20 protein-coding genes are annotated in these 19,386 nt (G+C 59.5%); 9 read left to right on the plus strand and 11 right to left on the minus strand.

Annotated features, from left to right (window positions below; translation table 11 throughout):
- Window positions 1-47: 47 nt before the first annotated feature.
- The 3 genes from AC3CBN_RS16325 to AC3CBN_RS16335 form a co-directional block, all read right to left on the minus strand.
- Window positions 48-671: a dihydrofolate reductase family protein gene (locus AC3CBN_RS16325; protein WP_488634044.1), complete on the minus strand. Its 624-nt coding sequence runs from the start codon at window positions 669-671 to the stop codon at window positions 48-50.
- Window positions 672-932: 261 nt separating this feature from the next.
- The gene (locus AC3CBN_RS16330) at window positions 933-3,191 is read right to left on the minus strand and encodes a winged helix-turn-helix domain-containing protein (RefSeq protein WP_488634045.1); all 2,259 of its coding nucleotides are present in this window, start codon (window positions 3,189-3,191) and stop codon (window positions 933-935) included.
- Between the two features lie 211 nt (window positions 3,192-3,402).
- Window positions 3,403-3,930 (minus strand): hypothetical protein, encoded by a 528-nt coding sequence (locus tag AC3CBN_RS16335; RefSeq protein ID WP_488634046.1) that lies wholly within the window; start codon window positions 3,928-3,930, stop codon window positions 3,403-3,405.
- A gap of 383 nt (window positions 3,931-4,313) precedes the next feature.
- On the opposite strand from AC3CBN_RS16335, the gene AC3CBN_RS16340 reads away from it, so the two are divergent.
- Together AC3CBN_RS16340 and AC3CBN_RS16345 are read left to right on the plus strand one after the other, a co-directional pair.
- Window positions 4,314-5,261 carry a GlxA family transcriptional regulator gene (locus AC3CBN_RS16340; RefSeq protein WP_488634047.1) on the plus strand — a complete coding sequence of 316 codons (948 nt, stop codon included), beginning with the start codon at window positions 4,314-4,316 and terminating at the stop codon, window positions 5,259-5,261.
- Between the two features lie 263 nt (window positions 5,262-5,524).
- Window positions 5,525-6,523, plus strand: a complete 999-nt coding sequence (locus tag AC3CBN_RS16345) for a VOC family protein (RefSeq protein ID WP_488634048.1) — start codon at window positions 5,525-5,527, stop codon at window positions 6,521-6,523.
- A gap of 111 nt (window positions 6,524-6,634) precedes the next feature.
- Here AC3CBN_RS16345 and AC3CBN_RS16350 read toward each other — a convergent pair whose 3' ends face one another.
- A complete protein-coding gene (locus tag AC3CBN_RS16350) occupies window positions 6,635-7,108 on the minus strand; it encodes a nuclear transport factor 2 family protein (protein ID WP_488634049.1) in 474 nt (157 codons plus the stop codon).
- Between the two features lie 327 nt (window positions 7,109-7,435).
- On the opposite strand from AC3CBN_RS16350, the gene AC3CBN_RS16355 reads away from it, so the two are divergent.
- Together AC3CBN_RS16355 and AC3CBN_RS16360 are read left to right on the plus strand one after the other, a co-directional pair.
- On the plus strand, window positions 7,436-7,987 hold the full coding sequence (locus AC3CBN_RS16355; RefSeq protein ID WP_488634050.1) for a carboxymuconolactone decarboxylase family protein: 552 nt from the start codon (window positions 7,436-7,438) through the stop codon (window positions 7,985-7,987).
- A 144-nt stretch (window positions 7,988-8,131) separates the two neighbouring features.
- Complete coding sequence (locus AC3CBN_RS16360; protein ID WP_488634051.1) at window positions 8,132-8,980, plus strand: helix-turn-helix domain-containing protein; 849 nt, start codon at window positions 8,132-8,134, stop codon at window positions 8,978-8,980.
- 84 nt (window positions 8,981-9,064) lie between these two features.
- On the opposite strand, the gene AC3CBN_RS16365 is transcribed toward AC3CBN_RS16360, so the two are convergent.
- Together AC3CBN_RS16365 and AC3CBN_RS16370 are read right to left on the minus strand one after the other, a co-directional pair.
- Window positions 9,065-9,310, minus strand: coding sequence for a hypothetical protein (locus AC3CBN_RS16365; protein WP_488634052.1), 246 nt, complete (start codon window positions 9,308-9,310; stop codon window positions 9,065-9,067).
- A 200-nt stretch (window positions 9,311-9,510) separates the two neighbouring features.
- A complete protein-coding gene (locus AC3CBN_RS16370; RefSeq protein ID WP_488634053.1) occupies window positions 9,511-10,404 on the minus strand; it encodes a LysR family transcriptional regulator in 894 nt (297 codons plus the stop codon).
- A gap of 119 nt (window positions 10,405-10,523) precedes the next feature.
- Between AC3CBN_RS16370 and AC3CBN_RS16375 the strand changes: the two genes are divergently transcribed.
- From AC3CBN_RS16375 to AC3CBN_RS16395, 5 genes are all read left to right on the plus strand, one after another.
- A complete protein-coding gene (locus AC3CBN_RS16375; protein WP_488634054.1) occupies window positions 10,524-10,901 on the plus strand; it encodes a YybH family protein in 378 nt (125 codons plus the stop codon).
- A gap of 10 nt (window positions 10,902-10,911) precedes the next feature.
- On the plus strand, window positions 10,912-11,898 hold the full coding sequence (locus AC3CBN_RS16380) for a zinc-binding dehydrogenase (protein WP_488634055.1): 987 nt from the start codon (window positions 10,912-10,914) through the stop codon (window positions 11,896-11,898).
- Between the two features lie 23 nt (window positions 11,899-11,921).
- A complete protein-coding gene (locus AC3CBN_RS16385; RefSeq protein WP_488634056.1) occupies window positions 11,922-12,407 on the plus strand; it encodes a YybH family protein in 486 nt (161 codons plus the stop codon).
- Window positions 12,408-12,417: 10 nt separating this feature from the next.
- Window positions 12,418-12,816: a DoxX family protein gene (locus AC3CBN_RS16390; RefSeq protein WP_488634057.1), complete on the plus strand. Its 399-nt coding sequence runs from the start codon at window positions 12,418-12,420 to the stop codon at window positions 12,814-12,816.
- Window positions 12,817-13,006: 190 nt separating this feature from the next.
- Window positions 13,007-13,708 carry an alpha/beta hydrolase gene (locus AC3CBN_RS16395; RefSeq protein ID WP_488634058.1) on the plus strand — a complete coding sequence of 234 codons (702 nt, stop codon included), beginning with the start codon at window positions 13,007-13,009 and terminating at the stop codon, window positions 13,706-13,708.
- A 334-nt stretch (window positions 13,709-14,042) separates the two neighbouring features.
- Here the strand turns inward: AC3CBN_RS16395 and AC3CBN_RS16400 are convergent, their stop codons facing one another.
- The 5 genes from AC3CBN_RS16400 to AC3CBN_RS16420 all read right to left on the minus strand — a co-directional run bounded on the left by AC3CBN_RS16400 (window position 14,043) and on the right by AC3CBN_RS16420 (window position 19,265).
- Window positions 14,043-14,684, minus strand: coding sequence for an HD domain-containing protein (locus tag AC3CBN_RS16400; RefSeq protein WP_488634059.1), 642 nt, complete (start codon window positions 14,682-14,684; stop codon window positions 14,043-14,045).
- A gap of 278 nt (window positions 14,685-14,962) precedes the next feature.
- On the minus strand, window positions 14,963-16,117 hold the full coding sequence (locus AC3CBN_RS16405; protein WP_488634060.1) for a trypsin-like serine peptidase: 1,155 nt from the start codon (window positions 16,115-16,117) through the stop codon (window positions 14,963-14,965).
- 507 nt (window positions 16,118-16,624) lie between these two features.
- Window positions 16,625-18,484 carry an aspartyl protease family protein gene (locus AC3CBN_RS16410; protein ID WP_488634061.1) on the minus strand — a complete coding sequence of 620 codons (1,860 nt, stop codon included), beginning with the start codon at window positions 18,482-18,484 and terminating at the stop codon, window positions 16,625-16,627.
- 40 nt (window positions 18,485-18,524) lie between these two features.
- Complete coding sequence (locus AC3CBN_RS16415) at window positions 18,525-18,890, minus strand: hypothetical protein (protein WP_488634062.1); 366 nt, start codon at window positions 18,888-18,890, stop codon at window positions 18,525-18,527.
- Window positions 18,891-18,974: 84 nt separating this feature from the next.
- Window positions 18,975-19,265 carry a hypothetical protein gene (locus tag AC3CBN_RS16420; protein ID WP_488634063.1) on the minus strand — a complete coding sequence of 97 codons (291 nt, stop codon included), beginning with the start codon at window positions 19,263-19,265 and terminating at the stop codon, window positions 18,975-18,977.
- Window positions 19,266-19,386: the final 121 nt, after the last annotated feature.

Below are 19,386 nucleotides of genomic sequence, written 5' to 3' on the forward strand. Positions count from 1 at the left end.
TGCCGCGGAAGAGCGCACCAGAATGCATGCCCTTACTGCACGGGTCGTCAATCGACTGCTCCGAACGTTCCTGTACGCACCTCGCCGTGGCGCACGTAGCGGGTAATAAGCACACCTCCAGGCGAGCTGGTCGAGTGCGTCAGGGTGAAGGCAGACGCTTGTGCGTTGTCGCCGAACAATCGCTTGCCGCGCCCAAGGACGATGGGAAAAATCATAAGCCGAAGCTCGTCCACCAACCCGGCTGCGAGCAGTTGGCGCACGATGTCGCTGCTGCCCTGCGTCAACAGGTCGGCGCCATCCTGTCGTTTGAGCGCGCGTATCGCGTCGGCAAAATCGCCCTCCAGCGCATGGCTGTTCTGCCAGTCAAGCGTGCCGGATCGATGCGTGGCCACGTGCTTAGGCACGCTGTTGAACTGGTCAGCGACGCGGTTGCCGGAATCGGCCGGTACGCGCGGCCAATACGCCGCGAATATTTCATAGGTGCGGCGCCCCAGCAGCAACTCGAACGGCTGCGAGAACAGGTCCATCAAGGCCTGGTCAGTGGTTTCGCAGTCGTAGGGCACAAACCAACCACCGAAGTGAAATTCATCGCTGAGGTCCTCTTCAGGCCCTCCGGGGGCTTGAATAACGCCATCTAGACTGATGAAAGCGGCAACAATGAGCTTGCGCATACTGTTTTCCAGGCCGACGGACCCGATTGGTCTATGGATACGACGAACCACTCGCGTGTGGATCGACAATCAGACGAACGACCTGCGCATATTGATGCTGACCGTGCCAACCGTACCGACAGTAATTTCGCAAATCTCATCCACCCATCCATCGACATGATGCACGGAAGAACTCGTATGTCTTTGTGTCCGCTCTGGGTCGGAAGTACACACTTCCAGCTTGCCCATCGGTTGGCCTAACCGAGCGGTGCAAACGGCGGACTAGCTACCGTTGGGATACTTCAGCAGCAGCGCCTTGAAGCGTGGATTGTCGCGCAGCGGATCCCATACCGGGTCGAGCCGGAGCAACGCGCTCGACAGGACGGTGCCAGCAGGCATCGACAGCACGCGTTCGATCAGGGCGATAGCCTGGTCGGGCTGACCGACCCGCATATATAGCTGTGCCTGGCACGCGAGCATGTCCGCTCCGGTAAGGACGTCCTCGGAGATCGGCATCAGGGCGACGGCACGCTCGCCTTCAGCGACGGCCTCAGCTTTTTGCCCGAGTCCGGCATAGGCAAATCCCAGGGCGAGATGGAGGTCAGCGTCGTCCGGCCGCTCGACGAGGGCAGCGCGCGCACGCGCCGCAACCTCGGTATACGCCGCTGTGGCCTTGGCCATGTCTCCCGCTGCCTGCAAGGCCCACGCCAGATGCAGGCGTCGGGGCAACACAATGTTGTTCGTGTCGTCCCAGTTCTCCGCCTTGTCCGCCTCGACTATCTTGATCATCCCGGCATAATCGCGCGCCAACCCGCGCTCGAAATACATGGCCATGATGTTGCTGGCGTAGGCATCGCTGCCCGGCGCCAGCGCCGCAAGCTCGGTGCGAAACCGTGTCGGGTCGCCCTTCCACATCAGCTCATTGAAGGCTTGTGCCATGCGTTCGCCGGCGGGGTTCCGACTCACTGCGAGGGCAGCAGCATAAGCTTGGTCGGCGTCGGCATAGCGACGCATGCTCTGATAGGTCACCCCGAGTTGGTTGAACGCAAATTCACTATGTGGATCAAGTACGGTGGCCCTGTGAAACAGCGCCACCGCCTCATCCCAGCGCCCCTGACGCCTTGCGATCGCAGCGATGAGGAGTTCGACCATGGCACTGTTGGGCAGCGCCTGCCGTGCCAGCTCCAACTGGGTGGTGGCACCGGCGTAGTCCCGATGCCCCCAGTACTCATACAACCCCAGCGCGTAATGCCCCTGGCCCAGATTCGGCTGCAGCGCCAGGGCGCGATCGGCGGCTGTCTTCGCCTCAGCCAGTCGCTCGTTCGTGCGATCGGGCCCGAAAAAATACATTTGCATGTGGGAGCGTGCCAGTGCAGCCGCGGCCAGCGCGAAACGCGGATCCCTGGTTAGTGCCTGTTGATACAGCGAGATAGCCGAAGGCACCTCGGACGATGACAGCGTCGGATCATCGTAGGCGCGGTTGGCATGCGCGTCGGCCTGCAGGTACAAATCGTACGCTTCGGCGTTCGAGGTCGGCACTGTATCGATGCGTGCAGCCTCGGCGGACGTCAGCCGCACCTTCAGCGCTTCCGCCACGTTCTGCGCGACCTCGCCTTCCACATTGAAAACGTTGTCCAGCGTGCGCGTGTAGGCTTTCGCCCAGAGATGGTTGCCGGTGCTCGCATCGATTAACTGCACATTGATCAGCACCTGATTGCCGGCCTTCTGCACCGTTCCCTCGAGCAGCGTCGCCACATCCAATTGTCGCGCTATGGTTTTCACGTCTTCCGGATGGCTCGGGTAGTTCTCTGTCGAGGTGCGGGAGATCACCTTGAGTCCGCCGATACCCACCAACTGGGTCAGGATCATGTCTTGCATGCCGTTGGCGAAATACGCGTTGTTCTGGTCTGTACTGAGATTCTCGAACGGCAGCACCGCAATGGACTTGAGATCGGTCACCGGCGCGGCATCTGCCGGGTGACGTGCGAACTGGCGCCCGCCGAGCAGTACGGCCGCCACCACGAGCAGACCCGTGATCACGGCAACGAACCCCCATTTGAGCTGGCGTGTCTTGCCGGGCCGCAAGGGCGTTGCCGGACTCGCTGCCGTTACGACCGGTGGCGCGGTGACATCGCCAGTGAGGGTTGGTACGAACGCAGGCCCCATGGCTGGCAATGCCCTGTCTGCCATCAGCTCTTTACGAGATGCGGCTAATCGCACCTGGGCATCGAGGCGAAAGCCGACGCCATGCACGGTATGCAGGTAGCGGCTCTCTTCACCGCTCTCGCCGAGCGCATGACGCAACAATGCGATGATGCGACTGAGTACGGCGGGCGTGACGTGGCTATGCCCCCACACCGCGTCGAGAATCTCGTCACGGCTTAACACCCGACCGGGTTCGCGCGCCAACAGGACGAGTACGGCGAATGCCTTGGGCTCGAGCCCGACCTCTTCGCCATCGACAAAGAGGCGATGGCCCAGGGTGTCGATCTCGATCGCACCGAACGCGATCCACGCAGCAGAGGCAGTCTCTGCAGCCATTTATTCGACCTCCGTCGCCGCGCCTGTACCCGTTGAGGTTACACCAAGTCTGTGGCAAGCCTCGGTATGGCCCAAGTGTGGATTTCGTTGCCGACTGAACAGCATCCCAGTGCCATCTGGCCCAGGCGCTGGTGTTGCCCGCCTTTACGCTGGCTCTGGAAGCATCGGTAATGTCCGCTACGGGTCGAAATCGGACATTCGACAATTCAGATTACGGTCTTCCGTTTGCCTCGTTCGTGGCGCCAATGCGCTGGCCTGTGGCGGGATCAAAGCTCACCTTAGAGCCATCGACACGCTCAACAACAAGGTGGTCCGCCGCATCCAGGTAGACAGCCGTTTCCCATCCATAGTGGGACACCGTCTCTACCATCTGATTCTGGTCCTGATACAGGTCGCTTAGCTTGATGGATTGTGCCGGACCAGAAGGTCCATAGATGACCAGAACAGGCGTGTCCAACGGCGCATCTTTCGGCACCAAATTCAGGCCGCCATAGCCAACAATGACTCGCTGCCCATCATTGGTAATCAGAATCCATCGCTGCCAACCTGGAATCGTCCACAGCGATTGCAACTCGCCGCGACGCGAAATTGTCGTCGTTCGCGCCGCTGGGTCACTCATAGCGCAGAATTCGCCTGACCGTGAGCACGTAAATGAACGAGTCGGCGTGGGCAAAGGAGAGTCCGCCATCGCGATGCCAGCTGCGCATGCCAGCAACGCAAAAAGAAAACGGTTGCTCATGGATTCCCTCCTTTGAGTGTCCGCTTTGGATTGCGATTTCAACCGATGAACGCAACACATTGGCGACAAGGTTTGTAAGTAACTGGAAATTCAACGCCCTCCTCTCCTCCTGTACGGAAGCAAGCCCGCTGACCAGAAACAGCGTTCGCTCGACTCCTACGAACGCTCAATGTTGGGATGCAAGTGTGGGGGTGAGAGTGCCTGAGGGTGGAAATTTTTGGGATGGCTAATTGTCTCCCTGACACTTTTCTGCGTGATCAACCGCGGTCGACACGCACCTTCACACGTTCGAGGACGGTAGGGTCAAGCAGGCTTGACCTCGATCGACCAACTTGACGCCCGCCTTGTAGTTACGCCACTTTCTCGGAACTGGACCAAGTCATGTGACTGCCACTATGCGGCGCGAGATTGCCATCGTCGTTTTTCCGGGATTTCAACTGCTGGATGCTGCCGGCCCGGTTGCCGTATTCGAAATGGCGGATCGTTTCCGGCCGGACAGCTACGCGATCAACGTGCTGGCCCCGGGAGGCGGTGCCGTGCGCAGTTCGTCGGGCGTGTGCCTGGCGGCCGCGCCGATTGAACAGGGGCGATTCGACACGGTGATCGTATCGGGCGGCAATCTGGCGCAGATCGAGGAAAGCCAGGTCGACATCGTGACATGGCTCGGCGACGATGCGTGGCGCCGGGCGGCGGGCGTCTGCTCCGGAGCGTTCTTCCTCGCGGAAGCCGGGCTGCTCGATGGCCGGCGCGCTACCACGCACTGGGCCGTGGCCGAGCGCTTCCGGCTGCTCTATCCGAGAGTGCGGCTCGATGCCGACCGGATGTTCGTCAGGGATGGCAACGTGTGGACCTCGGCAGGCATTTCCGCAGGGATCGACCTTGCGCTGGCGCTCGTCGAAGACGACCTCGGCCCCGGCATCGCGCGACGCACGGCTCAGCAACTTGTCGTGCACCAACGGAAGCACGGTGGACAGTCGCAGTACTCCGCCCTGGTGGAACAGGGAGGCAGGACCGGGCGGTTCGGCGACCTGATCAGCTGGATGCGCGCGCGTATTGCCGAACCGATGACAATCGAGCGGCTGGCCGAGCGCGCCGCGATGAGTCCTCGGAACTTTGCCCGCGCCTTCGTGGCGGAGATCGGTGCGACGCCGGCGAAGGTCGTGGAAGGCCTGCGGCTGGAGGCCGCCCGCATCGCGGTCGAGACCAGCCATCTCAACCTGGACCACATTGCCGCATCGACGGGCTTCGGCGATTCGAGCCGCATGCGCCGCGCCTTTGTCCGCGCCTTCGGCATGTCGCCGCAGTCTCTTCGTCGAGGCGCGAGCGCCTGATTGCAGCGGGCGCCGCAGGGGCGTGTTGCGCAAAGCATCGCGCGTGCGCGGAGCCCCTCTCGCGTTGGCCGTTTTTGCCCGGAACTTGTCCTTGCGGGCGCCGGCCGGACCACCCATAAAAGAGCGCCTTGGGGCACCTTGGCCGAGTGGCATGTCCGCTGACCGGCCTGTTGCCCCGGCATCGACGAACCCGTAGCCGTGAGCCTCATGACATTCGCGGCTTGCCCAAGAGAACAATCGCAACCTTTCATGTAAGGATTCGCATGCGCCTGATCCTGCTTGTTTCAGCATGGCTTCTGTGTCTGGGTGCCGCGCAGGCCTCGACATCGGCACCTGCACCTGCACCGGTGACCTCTGCCACACGACTCGACCACATCCTGCTCTGGGGACGCGGGATCGACCAGGTCACGTCGATCATGGCGGTCAAGCTGGGCTTCCAGGTCCGGCCTGGGCACGACTCCAGTGGGGTGGCCAACCGCTATATCCGGTTCTCAGACAGCAGCTTCATCGAGCTGCTTGGCATCACCCGGCCCGACCCCACGTTCGATCCGGGTATGAAGGAAGATCAGCAGGCGCTGAAGGGCGGCCCGGGCTCGCGCAGCTTTGGTTTCCGCTCCTCGTCGCTCGATACGATCCATCGCTCGCTGCAGGCGCTGCACTACGCAGTCACGCCCTTCTTCTCCGGCCCCGACAGCGCGAAGCCGGGCTGGCGCCTGTTCGCGTTCGACCATGCGCCGTTGTCGAGTAACACCTTCTTCATTGACTACGCCGCCGACTACGCACCCGACCAGATCGACCCCACCAATACCGACGACTACCGCGTGACGCGCGAGCACCCCAACGGGGCGCGCGAGCTCTCGTCGATATGGCTGGTATCGGGCGATGCCGACGCCGATCGCCGGCAGCTCGAGAAGATGGGCTTCGGCCACGCGGTGCCGGTGAAGCTGCCCGCAGTCGGCGCGAAGGGATTCTGCGTACCGGTCGGTCAGACGGCGCTGTTCGCGCTTCAGCCCGACGGCGCGGGCCTGGCTGAGCAGACCATGGCGAGCGGCGGCCCACGCATTTTGGGCGTGAGCTTCGGCGTGGCCGACCTCGGGCGTGCGCAGCGTTGGGCCGAGCGCGGCTACGAGCGCAAGCTGGCGACCTACCGCGGCCTGTCTGGCGAATCGTTCCTCGCCCCCACGCAGGACGACCTCGGCCTGTCCATCGAATTCCACGCGATGCAACGAGGCAGTCTCCCTTGTTCAACTGCAAGTCTGTAGAGCACGCATGACCAGATCACCGAGTGTGGGTCACCGCCGGTCGCTTGGAAGGTTTGCGTCGGGTCGCAAGCGGACATCAGGCGCCTGAAAAATCGGTAACGCACAATCCACTCACTTCGTGGGACATTCGACGCGATTATCTTGAACCGCGATGATCTGCCATTTCCCGTTACGCCGTAACCACATGTCGCTCCACACTAGGCAGCGGCGTTCGTGCTTTGAATCCGGTAGCACTACCGTTTTTGACTCTGATCCATACACAACCGCGACGTCTGCGGAGAAGAATCGTACCTCAGCACTATCCAGGCGACAGTCGCTGGACCACTGAGTTTTGGGATCGTAAGCAGGCGCGCTCGCCGGCTTTCCGTAGCGCACACCTTTGGGCGCCGTCCCCTGGAAGTCATCTGCGAGAATTTCCGACGCGACCCACTCGCCTCCGCAAGCCATGCTGGCCCAGGCTCTTTCCTTTACGATCATCCACTGTGCCGTGGCCCCATCTTTGGCCGGAATGTCGTCCGCAAAGGCGGCCTCAGCACATATCGCGGCAAGTACGACTACGGAAATGCGGATTGTGTGACTGGTCATTACGCTCCCCCCGGCATCTCTTTGATTCCATAGACACCCACGTCCGCCTTGGGTCGAGAGCGGACATGACCCATATGGCGCTATTCAGCATATCCACCCCGGCTCCAGGGGGAGCATACAGTCGTTACCCGCAGCCAAACATCGTCCGGCGACCTGCCTAAATAGCGGTCTCGTGACCCCATGTCGTCGCTTCATAAGGCTGCAACGGGCAGGCGCCTTTATTACCTCGCGCGTAATTGCCGCTAGTTCCACAACGGCCAATGATGCCTCCCAGCCGTCAGCCCTTGCCGGCACATGTTCCCACTCCGAACTTGTGAGGTCATCACCATGAAGTCGTTTCCCGTTCACACTATCGAGTCCGCGCCTGAAAATTCCCGCGCTTCCCTGGAAGCACTACAGGGTGCCTTCGGCCTGATTCCGAACATCGCGGGCGCCATGGCGACTTCGCCAGTGCTGATCGAGTCCCTGGTTGGCCTATTTGGAAAAGTGCACGGCGGAAGTTTTGCCGAGGACCAGATTCAGATCGTTCTGCTCACTGATGCAGTCGCTAATTCGAGCCGGTGGGCGGTCGCATTCCACAGCGCACTTGCTTTGCAGGAAGGCATTGCCGTTGCGGATATCGACGCCATTCGAGCCGGACATCTTCCGAACAATCCAAAGCTCGCGGCGCTGTCGTTCCTGGCGCGCACGATGATCGAGAAACGCGGTCATCTCACCCAGCAGGACATGGATCAATTCCTTGATGCGGGTTTCGACAAAGCACGCTTGCTTGAAGTGATTGCGATCGTCGCGGCATCCACAATCACCAACTACACTGCCACCATCACGAACCCGCCCATCGAAGAGGCCTTCAAGCAATACAGTTGGTCGCGTAATTAACGGCCTGTACCACCGGTCCACTGCACCCCTTCACGTCGTAGAGGGTGCAGCTCTTGCGGACTTACGCCTTTGCACCAGTCTTGATCGACTCTGCACGAGACGAATCACCAGAGCTGATCGCTGGCAACGCACGTTGGAATTCTCATGACCACGCATAAGAACTCCCAAGACTCGTCCAGAGGTGAACTGGGTCGACTGCTACGCCATTGGCGAGACATCCGTGGAAAAAGCCAGATCGATCTTTCGCTTGATACCGGCGTATCGCAGCGGCACCTCAGTTTCATTGAAAGTGGGCGCAGTGCGCCGAGCCGGCAGACCCTCGTCAACATTGCTCAAGCGCTCGATGTGCCATTGCGCGACCGCAATGAGCTATGGGTCGCCGCGGGCTTTGCGCCGATCTATAAGGAAGATACCTGGAACACTGAAGAGATGAGCAGCGTGATGCGCGCGCTTGACCGCATCCTTCTCCATCACGAACCGTTTCCAGCGATCGTGATGGATCGCCACTGGAACGTGTTTATGAGGAACGCATCAGCACTTCGCTTCTTCGGCGCATTCATCGATCTTGAGGCACGCCCTGAACCACGCAATCTGCTCCACCTCATGTTCGACCCAACAGCCATGCGTCCCTTTATCGTCAACTGGGAAGAGGCCTCCAAGGCACTGATCCAGCGTATCCATCGCGAATCGGTCGGCCATACGTTGGACGACCGCACGCGCGAGCTATTAACGTCGCTTCTCGCCTATGACGATGTTGACCCGGCACTCCGCTCCATCGGCGCCTCGGGGACTGAACCCACACTGCCCATGGTCCCCCTCAACTTCCAAAAAGATGGTCAGGTGCTGCGATATTTCTCCATGATCACTACGGTTGGCACGCCGCAGACCATCACCACGCAAGAACTACGCATTGAGTGCATGTTTCCTGCGGACGAAGCCACTGAGACTGCCCACCGTCAACTGGTGGATCGTCTGGATAAAGGCACTCCCTGAGGAAACGCACCTTCATGGCTCTAGCGAGCACGGGACACAAGCGTCTGTCATTGGCAGTGTCCGCCTTGGGTCGATATCAGACATTCATGCCATGAAGGAATGCAGGCCAAGTGCTCCAGCGATGGCGCTCAACTGCATTGCAATGACCCCCAAGTAGAATTTGGGTTTGCGGCCTGCCCTCTCTTTGATTGCAAGGGCACGGAAAGCCATGCTGTAGAGATAGATGTACGGAACCATCGCGATGAAGCAAAACGCCACGTACGCCAACGACCCTAGCCTTTGCGCTGCCACCAATACGGTGACGAATGTCGGGATGCCAATCAGCATCATGCGAAGCACTTCTGTGCGATCGAACTCCATACCTCTATAAATCATAGTTGCCACCCCCTTATTTCTCTGAAGCAAGCAGATTTGCAATGTCCGCTTTGAGTTGCGATTTCTGGTGGTGAACGCAGTCGAAAACGGACGTTCTCAGCAAGCCGCCCGGGGCCCTGGCCGCACGCCTGCCATCGGCTAATGGCAGACGTTCGTCAGAGGCTCGCAAAGGATGACTCAACACTCTCCATGACATGTTGCTGACAAAAATCGAGGTAGGTCCGCACAATCGCGGAGGGATGGCGATGCGAGGGATAGAGCAGGTTGATCTGCTGCTCTGGCATGGGATGTTTAGGCAGCAATGTGATCAGCTGCCGTTTCTGCAGCGCGTGGGCCGCAAGAAACGGTGGAAGTTCGGTGACCATTTCGCCGGATAGCGCCCGACTGCGCAGGTGTGCGTAGTCGTTTGTGGAGAGTACGGCCTTGGGTTCGATGACTTGATCACCCAGACGCCACACGCCGTTTGTATTGGCACCTAGACTCCAAACCCCGCAAGGAAATCGATGCAACTCATCGGGCGTGCCCGGTTGGCCTAGTCGCTCAATGAGTTGCGGACTGGCCACGAGCACATGGCGATAAGACAGCATGCGTCGCGCCACCATGGATTCGTGGGTGATCGATCCCACACGTAGCGCCACGTCGATGCCGTCCTCGATCAGATCGACACGTCGCTCGGTCGTGTAGACGTGCAGCTGGATATCCGGATAGCGTTGCTGGAAGTTCGACAGCAGATCCCACCATGGCTCGAATGCGGGCGGTAGCGATAGTCGCAATCGCCCTTTGAGCCGCGCCTGATCGCCAACCACCGCCTGCTCGGCTTCGACCAATGCGTCGATGCTGTGGCTGGTGTGTTCGTATAGCCGCGTTCCGGCGTCGGTGAGTTTGGTGCCGCGCACCGAACGCTCCAGCAGCTGCACCTTCAACTGCCGCTCAAGTTCACGAATGCGCCGGCTGAGTGTGGGCAGTGGAATTCCCATGCGATCGGCTGCTGCAGACAGGCTACCGGCCTGCACCACGTTGACGAACATCCGGGCGGCGTTGAGATCCACGGCTTAGTCCTCTCATTTTTGGTAGAAAAACTATCACTAATGTGTATTTTCTTCCAATGTTGAAGGGGACAAAGTGCATCGCACAGCCACCAGCGCCTTACCAAACCCGGAGCACCGCCATGACTATCCTGTCCACCCTCCAGACCTACGAAACTGCCCTCAACAACAACGACATCAACACCATCCTCAGCCTGTACGGCAGCGAGCCGGTGTTTATGCCACAGCACGCCCCGGCCCTGATTGGCCGCGACGCCGTCCGTGCCGGTTACGAGCAGGTGTTCGCCACCCTCAAGCTTGCGATTCACTTCGACGTTCACGAGGTTGAGGAAGCCGGCGACTGGGCCTGGGCCCGCACCAGTTCGGCGGGACGTACCCGAATCCTCAGCGCAGGCGTCGAAGTGAACGAAGGCAATAACGAACTGTTCGTGTTCCGGCGCGAAAACGATGTGTGGAAGATCCATCGCTACCTGTTCTCGACCAACCAGCCGCGCGCCTGAGGAGACCACCATGAAAGCCTATGTGATCGACCAGCCAGGTGGCCCCGAAGTGCTGCAACTGCGGGATATTCCCTCGCCCGAACCGGCGGTGGATGAAGTGCAGATCCGCGTGCGTGCGTTCGGCCTCAATCGAGCCGAGACCTATTTGCGCGCCGGCAAGATGGGTCCTATCACCACACCGCGTGTGCCGGGCATCGAAGCAGTTGGCGAGGTCATCCATGACCCGGCTGGTGTGTTTCGCACTGGCCAACGAGTGGCCACCGCCATGGGCGGTATGCAGTTTGGTCGTAACGGCAGCTATGCCGAGCAGGTGACCGTCCTGCGCAATAACGTCATTGCATTGGACGATACTTCGTTGTCATGGGAAGAGCTTGCCGCGCTGCCGGAAGCCTATCTCACCATTTGGGGCGCGCTGGACAAGAGCCTGCAGATCCAGCCCGGCCAGACCCTGCTGGTGCGCGGTGCCACATCTTCCGTTGGCCTGGCTGCTGTCACTTACGCCAAGGCCAGGGGCCTAAAAGTGATCGCCACGACTCGCTCGCTGGCGAACACTTCACGCTTGCGAGAGGTCGGTGCCGATGACGTTGTCGTTGACGGCGGCGAGATTGCCGGAAAAATCCGCGAACTCGTGCCGGCAGGCGTCGACGTCGCGCTCGAAGTGGTGGGGGCTTCGACGCTGCGCGACACGATCAAGGCATTGCGTCCGTTTGGTGCGGTGAATGTCATCGGACTGCTCGGCGGGCCGCCCGTACTGGAGCAGTTCCACCTGATGCAAGACCTGCCCGGCGCGACGCGGCTGAGCTTCTTCCCCAGTGGTCTGCTGGGCACATCGGCCCTGTCGTTGCGCGACGCGCCGCTGCCATGGATTGCACAGGAGATCGCGGCCCAGCGTATTCCTTCGCTCCGCACCGAAACTTTCGACTTCGACGACCTACGTCGCGCGCACAGCTTGATGGAAAGCAACCGCGCGCTGGGCAAGCTCGTCGTCCGGCTTTGATCACACTGCATGAGGACACCAACATGCGCATTCCATTGAGCGTACTCGCACTCGGTACTTTGCTGCTTCCATTGAGCGCATTGGCCGCCAAACCCGCCTCCAGTGACGCGATTACGGCCGCCATTTCCCAGCAACTCCATCGCTACGAACAGGCGCTCAACAGTGCCGATGTCGAACGCGTCATGACGCTCTACACCGACGACGCGGTGTTCATGCCACAGCACAGCCTGCCGGCGGTGGGCCGCGAGGCCGTCCGCACCGCCTATCGCCACGTCTTTGACACGATCAAGCTCGATATCCGCTTCCAGATCGACGAGATTCGCCCGTTGTCGCGCGATTGGGCCTTTGCCCGCACGCGCTCGAACGGCACGGTTCTATTGATTGGCGGCGGGCAGGCGGCCGCCCCGGAGGCCAACCAGGAGCTTTTCCTTCTACATCGCGAAACCGATGGCCAGTGGCGTTTCGCCCGTTACATCTTTTCGACCACCAATCCACCGAAGCAACCGTGAGCAACCTGACATGAACACTAAAACACAACCCTATGTGATGGCCGCCGCCCGTATGTTGATGGCCCTCATCTTCATCCTCTCCGGGCTGTCCAAGATGGGCGCCGCCGACGCTATGCGTGGCTATATGGAAGCGATGCACGTACCTGGCGCATTGCTGTGGCCGACGATCCTGTTCGAGATTGGCGCCGGGCTGTTGATCGTTGTGGGATATAGGACTCGCATCGCCGCCACGCTGCTGGCCGGCTTCTGTCTACTAACCGCAGCGGTTTTCCACAGCCAGTTCGCCGATCAGATCCAGATGATCATGTTCCTCAAGAATGTCGCGATGGCCGGTGGACTTGGGCTACTGGCCAGCGTCGGCCCTGGCAAGCTCAGCCTGGATACAAGGAAGCACGTTGCTGGCACGTGATACCTCGGTGGATAACGGTTAGCTCGCAGCGAGCACTTCGGATCCGATCCCGAAACGGGAAAGGCTCTAGCACCGTTGCGAGAAGTATTTGGACGCCGCCGTCAGAACTAGACGTATCTGCATAGCCGATACGCTGACCGGCTATGAAGCATGCAAATAGTCAGCGACCTTCTGCATACGGAGTCGGACGATGAATAACCAACCCACAATTATCCTGGTACATGGTTTCTGGGGCGGAGCCGCCCACTGGGGCAAGGTCATTGTTGAACTAACGCGTCAGGGCTATGCATCCATTCGTGCTGTCGAACTTCCGCTGACGTCACTGGCCGACGATGCGGAGCGTACCCGCAAGATGGTTGCACAGGTGAGTGGCCCGGTCCTGCTCGTGGGACATTCCTACGGTGGAGCAGTTATCACCGAATGCGGTGATCAGCCCAATGTAGTCGGTCTTGTCTACATCGCGGCGTTCGCACCGGACGCAGGTGAAAGCCCGGGCGGCATCACCCAGGAACATCTCCCTGTCGCTGCTGCCAATCTCGCGCCTGACAGTGATGGCTATCTTTGGATTAAACCCGAAAAGTTTCACGAGAGCTTTTGCCAGGACTTACCGTCGGATGAGGGCGTGGTTATGGCTGTGACCCAGAAGGCGCCACTGGCCAGCACCTTTGGCAACCCAGTCACTGCTCCAGCGTGGAAGAAGAAGCCCAGCTGGTATCAGATTTCCAGCGAAGACCGAATGATTGCCCCTGCAAATGAGGAGCGCATGTCGGCGCGGCTTGGTGCAAGGAAGGTCATTACCCTGGAAGCGAGCCATGCGTCGCTGGCGTCGAAGCCGCTCGAGGTCTCTGCGCTAATTCATGAGGCGGCATTCGAAGCAATGAAGAATCGGTAACAGCCTTGTCGCGCCAATGCTCAAGTGTAGCGATGCATTTGCAAAGTGTGGCTGCGGCGCTCTTTGGGAAAGAACGCTGCAGCCATGCTCCATGGCAAGTCCCTTTCTTCCTCATTCTGGTTCGTTGTCGCTTCCTCTACGAGTAGAGAGTGCCATCAAGATTGCGTTCGAAGATGCGGATACCCCGCTTGTGGCCTCACCGCAACGCCTGCTTCGGCACGAAAGCGGACATGCCATGTGTCCTACGAATGCGCGCTCGACCCGTTACTGGCCTGAACTCGATGACCATCCGCGCCGCACTTCTCCCCCACTTTTCGGCAGCCAGCCCGGCACTTCAATGCGCCCAAGGCGAATTCAGAATGACGCTGCAGATGTCCACTCGCTGAAATCCAGGGCTCTTGAAGGCAATGAAGTCGTCGTTGAACGTGCCAAAAGTAGTCGCAGGGCGCCGCTTCAAGCCCTCATAAAAGGTATCGATAATGCGCTGCTTGAAGTTGTCGTCGCGGGGATAGGCCGCAATAACTACCTCACGCTCTTCGTCCGTGAACTGGTCGTATGAGCGGCCCGCTACGTCCATGCCAGCCCCTACGTGAAGTAGCGCTGCCTCCGGATGGAGGAATTCGGGAATCCCAGGGGTCGTGTGGAATGCGATGGCGGTCCACACCTTTTGGACGTCCGCGTCGGGGATGCCATGGCTTCGCAGGAAGTCGCGCGCAGCATTCGCTCCATCGACTTCGAAACGTAGCGAACTTCCATGGAAGCCTTCCGTAAGACCGAGGTCATGAAACATCGCTCCGGCGTACAGCAGCTCTGGGTCGAAGGTGAGGCCTTTGCGATTTGCCGTCAGAGCGGCCCAGAGATAGACCCGCATCGAGTGTTGGAACAGGAGGTCGCTTCCCGTATCGCGAAGCAGTTGTGTAGCCTCGCGAGCGATCGTGCTATCGGGGATACGTACTCCGAGGATGTTGGATGGCATGGTTCTTCTCCTTCTCGATCAGCATTCAGCCACACGTGCCGCTTCAGGCGGGTTGCGAAAACCGATAGCGAGTCGGCTGTAGACATTCATCAAGCCGACCGCTAAATCGTCCGCATGCCTCGTACCGACGGCTGCAATACCGGACACGCAGCCTTCTGCGAGTACGCCTGAGGAGGCAACGGCCAGTGCGTACGAAAGCCATATCCGTCGGTACATAGGTGCTCCTGCTGCGTTCAATGAAAGGCCGCGCCGGGCCCGGCCTCACCTTTCTGTCCGCGTCAGCCCCACATCTCGCGGCCCCAGCGTGCTGCTGCGAGGAATCCATCGCCGCCGGATGCACAGGACAGGATCTCGGTGCCCGAGACGGTTCCGTCGCGCTCCACGCCATGATGTACGCCGATGGCATAAGGCATGTCGGACCAGTAGCCCCACAAGGGCGAGCCCGATGCACCAGAGGCCTCGTCGGCATCGCTCTCGACTTGCGTGGTGTCGTAGCTGTCGCCGTTGACGTCGATGTCATCACCGTCATCGTCGTCGCGCACCGCGATCCCGCTCTGGTATGACAAGGAGGTAAGGCTGCGGTCGTACGGAAATCCCGCCATGTGCCAATAGGCGCCGTCTTCCCAATCCGAGTCGTAGACGCGGCAACCAAAATACCCGGTCTGTTCACCGATCGGATCGTAGAGATGGCAGATCTGGATATCGCTACCAGCGTCTGAATTCCACCATACCGTCTCCCTCACATACGTCAGAAAATTGATCCCGAAAATGGATTGGCCCGCCCAGCACGCGGGAACCACCTTGATCATCCATCCGCTGCCGGCGGGCGCCTGCACGTGGCCGCTCGTGATCATGGTGCTGTTTCCGATTAGGTAGCCAGTGGCTTCGCTGGTTTGCTTCCAGGCCGCTCCGGGAGACGGCTGATAGCTGATGTAGAGCTTGCATATGGCTGTGAGCGGATAGCGGTCTGGATAGGCGAAGACGCGCGATTCGCCATTGATGATAGTGGAGTGCGGGTCCTCCGAAAGCCGCGTCCTGGCACCTCGGGAGTTGATGCCGAAACGTTGAGTGACAAGCGCGGTCACCAACTTCGGATGAATACCTTTCGGCATTCCCTCTGGGCAATGCGGGTGAAGCAACTCGAATCGGCGACTGGCACGCTCGACCCTATCGATGCCTCGGCGATCGGCAAGCACCAACCGCTCAGCCATGGTCCGTGTATGCACGTTGCTCTTGCGACTTTCCAGCACGGGGAGGCCCAAGTGAATCGCGCTCGAAGCCTTCAATACATAAGTGTTGGGCATCAGGTGGGAGCGCTCCAACTCTATGTCGGCGCTTCGCTCGGTCCACAAGGCCATCGATGATGGTGTCGCTACGCCCCAGGGGCGGGTGTCGCGATCAACCGGCTTGTCGTCTACTTCGAGAAGTTCCAACACGGACTGCGGAGCATGTGTCGCTACAGACATGACAACCTCCTTATCAGTGCGAATGTGAGGTCAAGCGGCGTATTCGCCAGACGATGAGTCCGACAATCAGTGTTGCCTTGAGCGGTGCGGAAGTGCCCGCGCCGCGTTGCGCGTGAATCGTGGCCAACTACATCAGCGCCACTGGTGATCTTCACCAGTGGAACGAGCATCTCCAGATCCATCCCGCCTTGCACCCTGGATGACCGAGCTCTAGCGAACGCCTCGCGCAATCCGCGGAACGACATCTTGCAAATGCCAAAGCGTAATATCGCTCGACATCGCAAGGTTTCGCTACCGCTGGATTACGCGGTAACGATTAAGTAGTCCTACGTATAACGTTTACTGCGCGCCGCTTAGCCGACAATGCCCGCTTCCGGTCAAAAGCGCACATTCGCCTTCCCCAGGCAGAACGCTCCTCCTTGCTGAAAAAGCCAACTCAACTGATTGAGCTTTCCAGCGCGAGTGAAGTTCGCCCTATGGCCCTGCCGTGGTCAAGCCATACTTGGTGGCGCGTGTTTCGATTTGCGGATCAAGCGTGCGCGCGGCGACCAAATCGGCGTTACCCGCGTCCAGCTGGCCACCGCGGATTTTCGCCAAACCCAGGCCGTAGCGCGACCACGCGGAACGCGGATTTCTCGCGACAGCCTGTTCGTAGACCTTGATCGACTCGGGATAATGTCCCAGTCGCAACTCCACCAAGCCGAGACTGTCGAGATAGGCCGGGTTTTCGCCATCGCGCTTGATCGCCTTACGGCAATCCTTCAGGGCATCATCAAGCATCTGATTGCTCAGACCTCGCGCCCAACAGCGCTCGTTGAGCACAGAGCCTAGCAAGGCATCATTACTATGCAGGCGAATCCAATCGTCCAGCATCGGCAGCGCCGCAGCGGGTTGATCAAGCTGGATGTAAAGGGCGGCAATGGAACGTGCCCGTGTTGATCCCGCAGGTGTCACAGTACTCGCCGCCGCCACATCGGATGCGGCACCCGTGCGGTCCTTGTGCGCGAAGCGAAGTTCGGCACGCATCAGCAACGCATCGACGTTCTTCGGATCCAGGCTCAAGGACTTGTCCAGATCGGTGAGCGCAGCATCAGGCTGTTTGTCCGCCGCATGTGCCCTCGCACGGGCGACATAGTAAGCGGCCTGATCGGGCGCCATACGAATCGCCTCGTCCAGAGCGGCTACGGCAGCGCTCGGTTCACCGCGAGACAGATGCGCCTGGCCTAGTAAAGCGTAGTCGCCCGCGGTCTTGGGTGCTGCGCCGTTGTCGTCCGCAGCAGCGCCGGCATTGGATTTGTCGCTGTCGCTCGGTGCCGTAGCGAAGGTAAACACGCGCCCACCGTTATAGGTGAAATAAGCTTTCTTCTTGCCGTTGGCAATGAACATATGATGGGCGAGGAGAAAATCCACGCCGAGCAGCATGTCGGTTCTGTCGCCAATTCTTGCGTCAATGACCTGCATCTGACTGTGCTGGATCGTTTCCGTCCCGACCGAGAACGAATCAATGTTCACAGTCCATGTCTTAACCGGTTTAGCGCCAATACCGATGCTGCTACTGCCAGCCTTGACATCTAGCGCATGAAAGTCGATGCCGGCTCGCTCGGCGGCATCACGACTTAGCACGGTGGCAGACGCCCCCGAATCGAGCACCGCTCGCACCTTCTTGCCATTGATCGTCACACTGAAAAAAGTGCGTCGGTCGAATTCATTGTCGGCCGGTTCGATATCGGCGACGTTGTACTTGCCATCCTTTACCCAATACGCCAGCGACGCTTTATCGCAGTGCTCCGCCTTGAACAGTGTCAACTTGCCGTGTGCAAGATCGATTTCCAGATCGGCAAAATCGAGCAGGTTGGCGCCAAGCAATCCATTGCCGACGTCGGTACCGCCGACAATAAAATCAACATTGTTGAGCGTCGTATCGAGGATGCCAAATTCCTTCACGTGCGCTTGCTGGACGTTCGCAGCACCGCCAACACCGCTGATGCGAAAACCAAATGGCGCAGGTTGCAGCTTGAGTCCGAGCGACGACGCGTTGGCACTCGACATGGTGTTAAAGAAGGCCCCCGTATCGAGAATGAAGCGCGCATTATTCCCGTTGATCTTCACCATGGTCGTGGCCTGAGCACCAACCATTTCCACCGGCATAGTGCCGTAATCCTTCAAATGGCAGTCGTCAGCCCATGCTTGGCCTGCAAGCAAAACGCCTATACCAAGGCAGCAAGAACGCAACATCCCCATCACCTTCCCCCTGTTTGTCATGGCCGCATGAATGGTTTTGCGACAATGAGTAGCGCAGCGATCACAGTTCCCACCGACAAATAGGCTGCTCATTGCTGTTTGCCCAATGCCCGATTCGTGTCGAAAGCGGACGTCAAGATTCAGACTCGTCCCGCGCATGTTTTTGCGATATCGGATGACCAAGCTTCGATGCGACGAAAGAGCCCGCCGTAAAGAGCATCGAAAGCGTCAAAAGCGCCAGAAACATGTGCGCCGGCGCGGCACGCAGCGCGCCGATCTTGCTCTGGGGCGCCGATTGCCTGACGACCCAGCCTTCAAGAAGAACTAGTGCGAATCCGGTGTTTAGAGCACCCCCGGTAGGCGTTAGTTTCCGCACGAATGTGGATTCAGGCCACACTCTTGACGCGCGACGCTTAAAACATAGCCCAAGGGCGACCACCGCGACGCAAGGCGCGATGATCATCACGAGAACGAGGAGTATCTGCAGGATCTCCGACATAGTCGCCCCCTAACGATTCAGTGCGGCACTAGGCTAACCATGTCCGTTTCGGGACGAAAGCGGACAAAAAAACGCGTTACGCAGTCAGTACAAGTTGACGACGATTGCAATGGCTGGAACGACAATCAGCGCCGCTGCCGACAGGGAACGCTTTCTGGCTTCCACAAATGAACGGCCGGAAAGCCAAAGCGACCCTAGGAGGCATATGACCCCGGCCAGCAAAATGATGATGGAAATGTGCCTCTGGCTCTCGATAACCGAACGAGGAGCCGTCGGTGCCGGATCGCCAAGCTGAGACATGACGCCGTAGAACACCAGAAGCCAGCCTGCGACGGCCAACACCAAAGCTAAATTAGCTATCCGACTCGAGCTCATCTCTCCCCCTGGCCGACCACACTCACCCAATCCGGCGATGCCCGCCTTGGGTCGGAAGCGGACGTTAACGACGTCTCAAGCATCGCCGATGTGCGGACATTAAGAAGAACTTTGAGCGACC

This window comes from Dyella sp. OK584, assembly GCF_057787755.1.

Bases quoted from the DNA above. Each gene is read 5' to 3' on its own strand.
- AC3CBN_RS16380 (WP_488634055.1), top strand. From the start codon at position 10,912: ATGAAAGCCTATGTGATCGACCAGCCAGGTGGCCCCGAAGTGCTGCAA.
- AC3CBN_RS16360 (WP_488634051.1), top strand. From the start codon at position 8,132: ATGACCACGCATAAGAACTCCCAAGACTCGTCCAGAGGTGAACTGGGT.
- AC3CBN_RS16375 (WP_488634054.1), top strand. From the start codon at position 10,524: ATGACTATCCTGTCCACCCTCCAGACCTACGAAACTGCCCTCAACAAC.
- AC3CBN_RS16345 (WP_488634048.1), top strand. From the start codon at position 5,525: ATGCGCCTGATCCTGCTTGTTTCAGCATGGCTTCTGTGTCTGGGTGCC.
- AC3CBN_RS16325 (WP_488634044.1), bottom strand. From the start codon at position 671: ATGCGCAAGCTCATTGTTGCCGCTTTCATCAGTCTAGATGGCGTTATT.
- AC3CBN_RS16330 (WP_488634045.1), bottom strand. From the start codon at position 3,191: ATGGCTGCAGAGACTGCCTCTGCTGCGTGGATCGCGTTCGGTGCGATC.
- AC3CBN_RS16385 (WP_488634056.1), top strand. From the start codon at position 11,922: ATGCGCATTCCATTGAGCGTACTCGCACTCGGTACTTTGCTGCTTCCA.
- AC3CBN_RS16420 (WP_488634063.1), bottom strand. From the start codon at position 19,265: ATGAGCTCGAGTCGGATAGCTAATTTAGCTTTGGTGTTGGCCGTCGCA.
- AC3CBN_RS16350 (WP_488634049.1), bottom strand. From the start codon at position 7,108: ATGACCAGTCACACAATCCGCATTTCCGTAGTCGTACTTGCCGCGATA.
- AC3CBN_RS16395 (WP_488634058.1), top strand. From the start codon at position 13,007: ATGAATAACCAACCCACAATTATCCTGGTACATGGTTTCTGGGGCGGA.
- AC3CBN_RS16410 (WP_488634061.1), bottom strand. From the start codon at position 18,484: ATGAGCAGCCTATTTGTCGGTGGGAACTGTGATCGCTGCGCTACTCAT.
- AC3CBN_RS16390 (WP_488634057.1), top strand. From the start codon at position 12,418: ATGAACACTAAAACACAACCCTATGTGATGGCCGCCGCCCGTATGTTG.
- AC3CBN_RS16365 (WP_488634052.1), bottom strand. From the start codon at position 9,310: ATGATGCTGATTGGCATCCCGACATTCGTCACCGTATTGGTGGCAGCG.
- AC3CBN_RS16355 (WP_488634050.1), top strand. From the start codon at position 7,436: ATGAAGTCGTTTCCCGTTCACACTATCGAGTCCGCGCCTGAAAATTCC.
- AC3CBN_RS16335 (WP_488634046.1), bottom strand. From the start codon at position 3,930: ATGAGCAACCGTTTTCTTTTTGCGTTGCTGGCATGCGCAGCTGGCATC.
- AC3CBN_RS16400 (WP_488634059.1), bottom strand. From the start codon at position 14,684: ATGCCATCCAACATCCTCGGAGTACGTATCCCCGATAGCACGATCGCT.
- AC3CBN_RS16415 (WP_488634062.1), bottom strand. From the start codon at position 18,890: ATGTCGGAGATCCTGCAGATACTCCTCGTTCTCGTGATGATCATCGCG.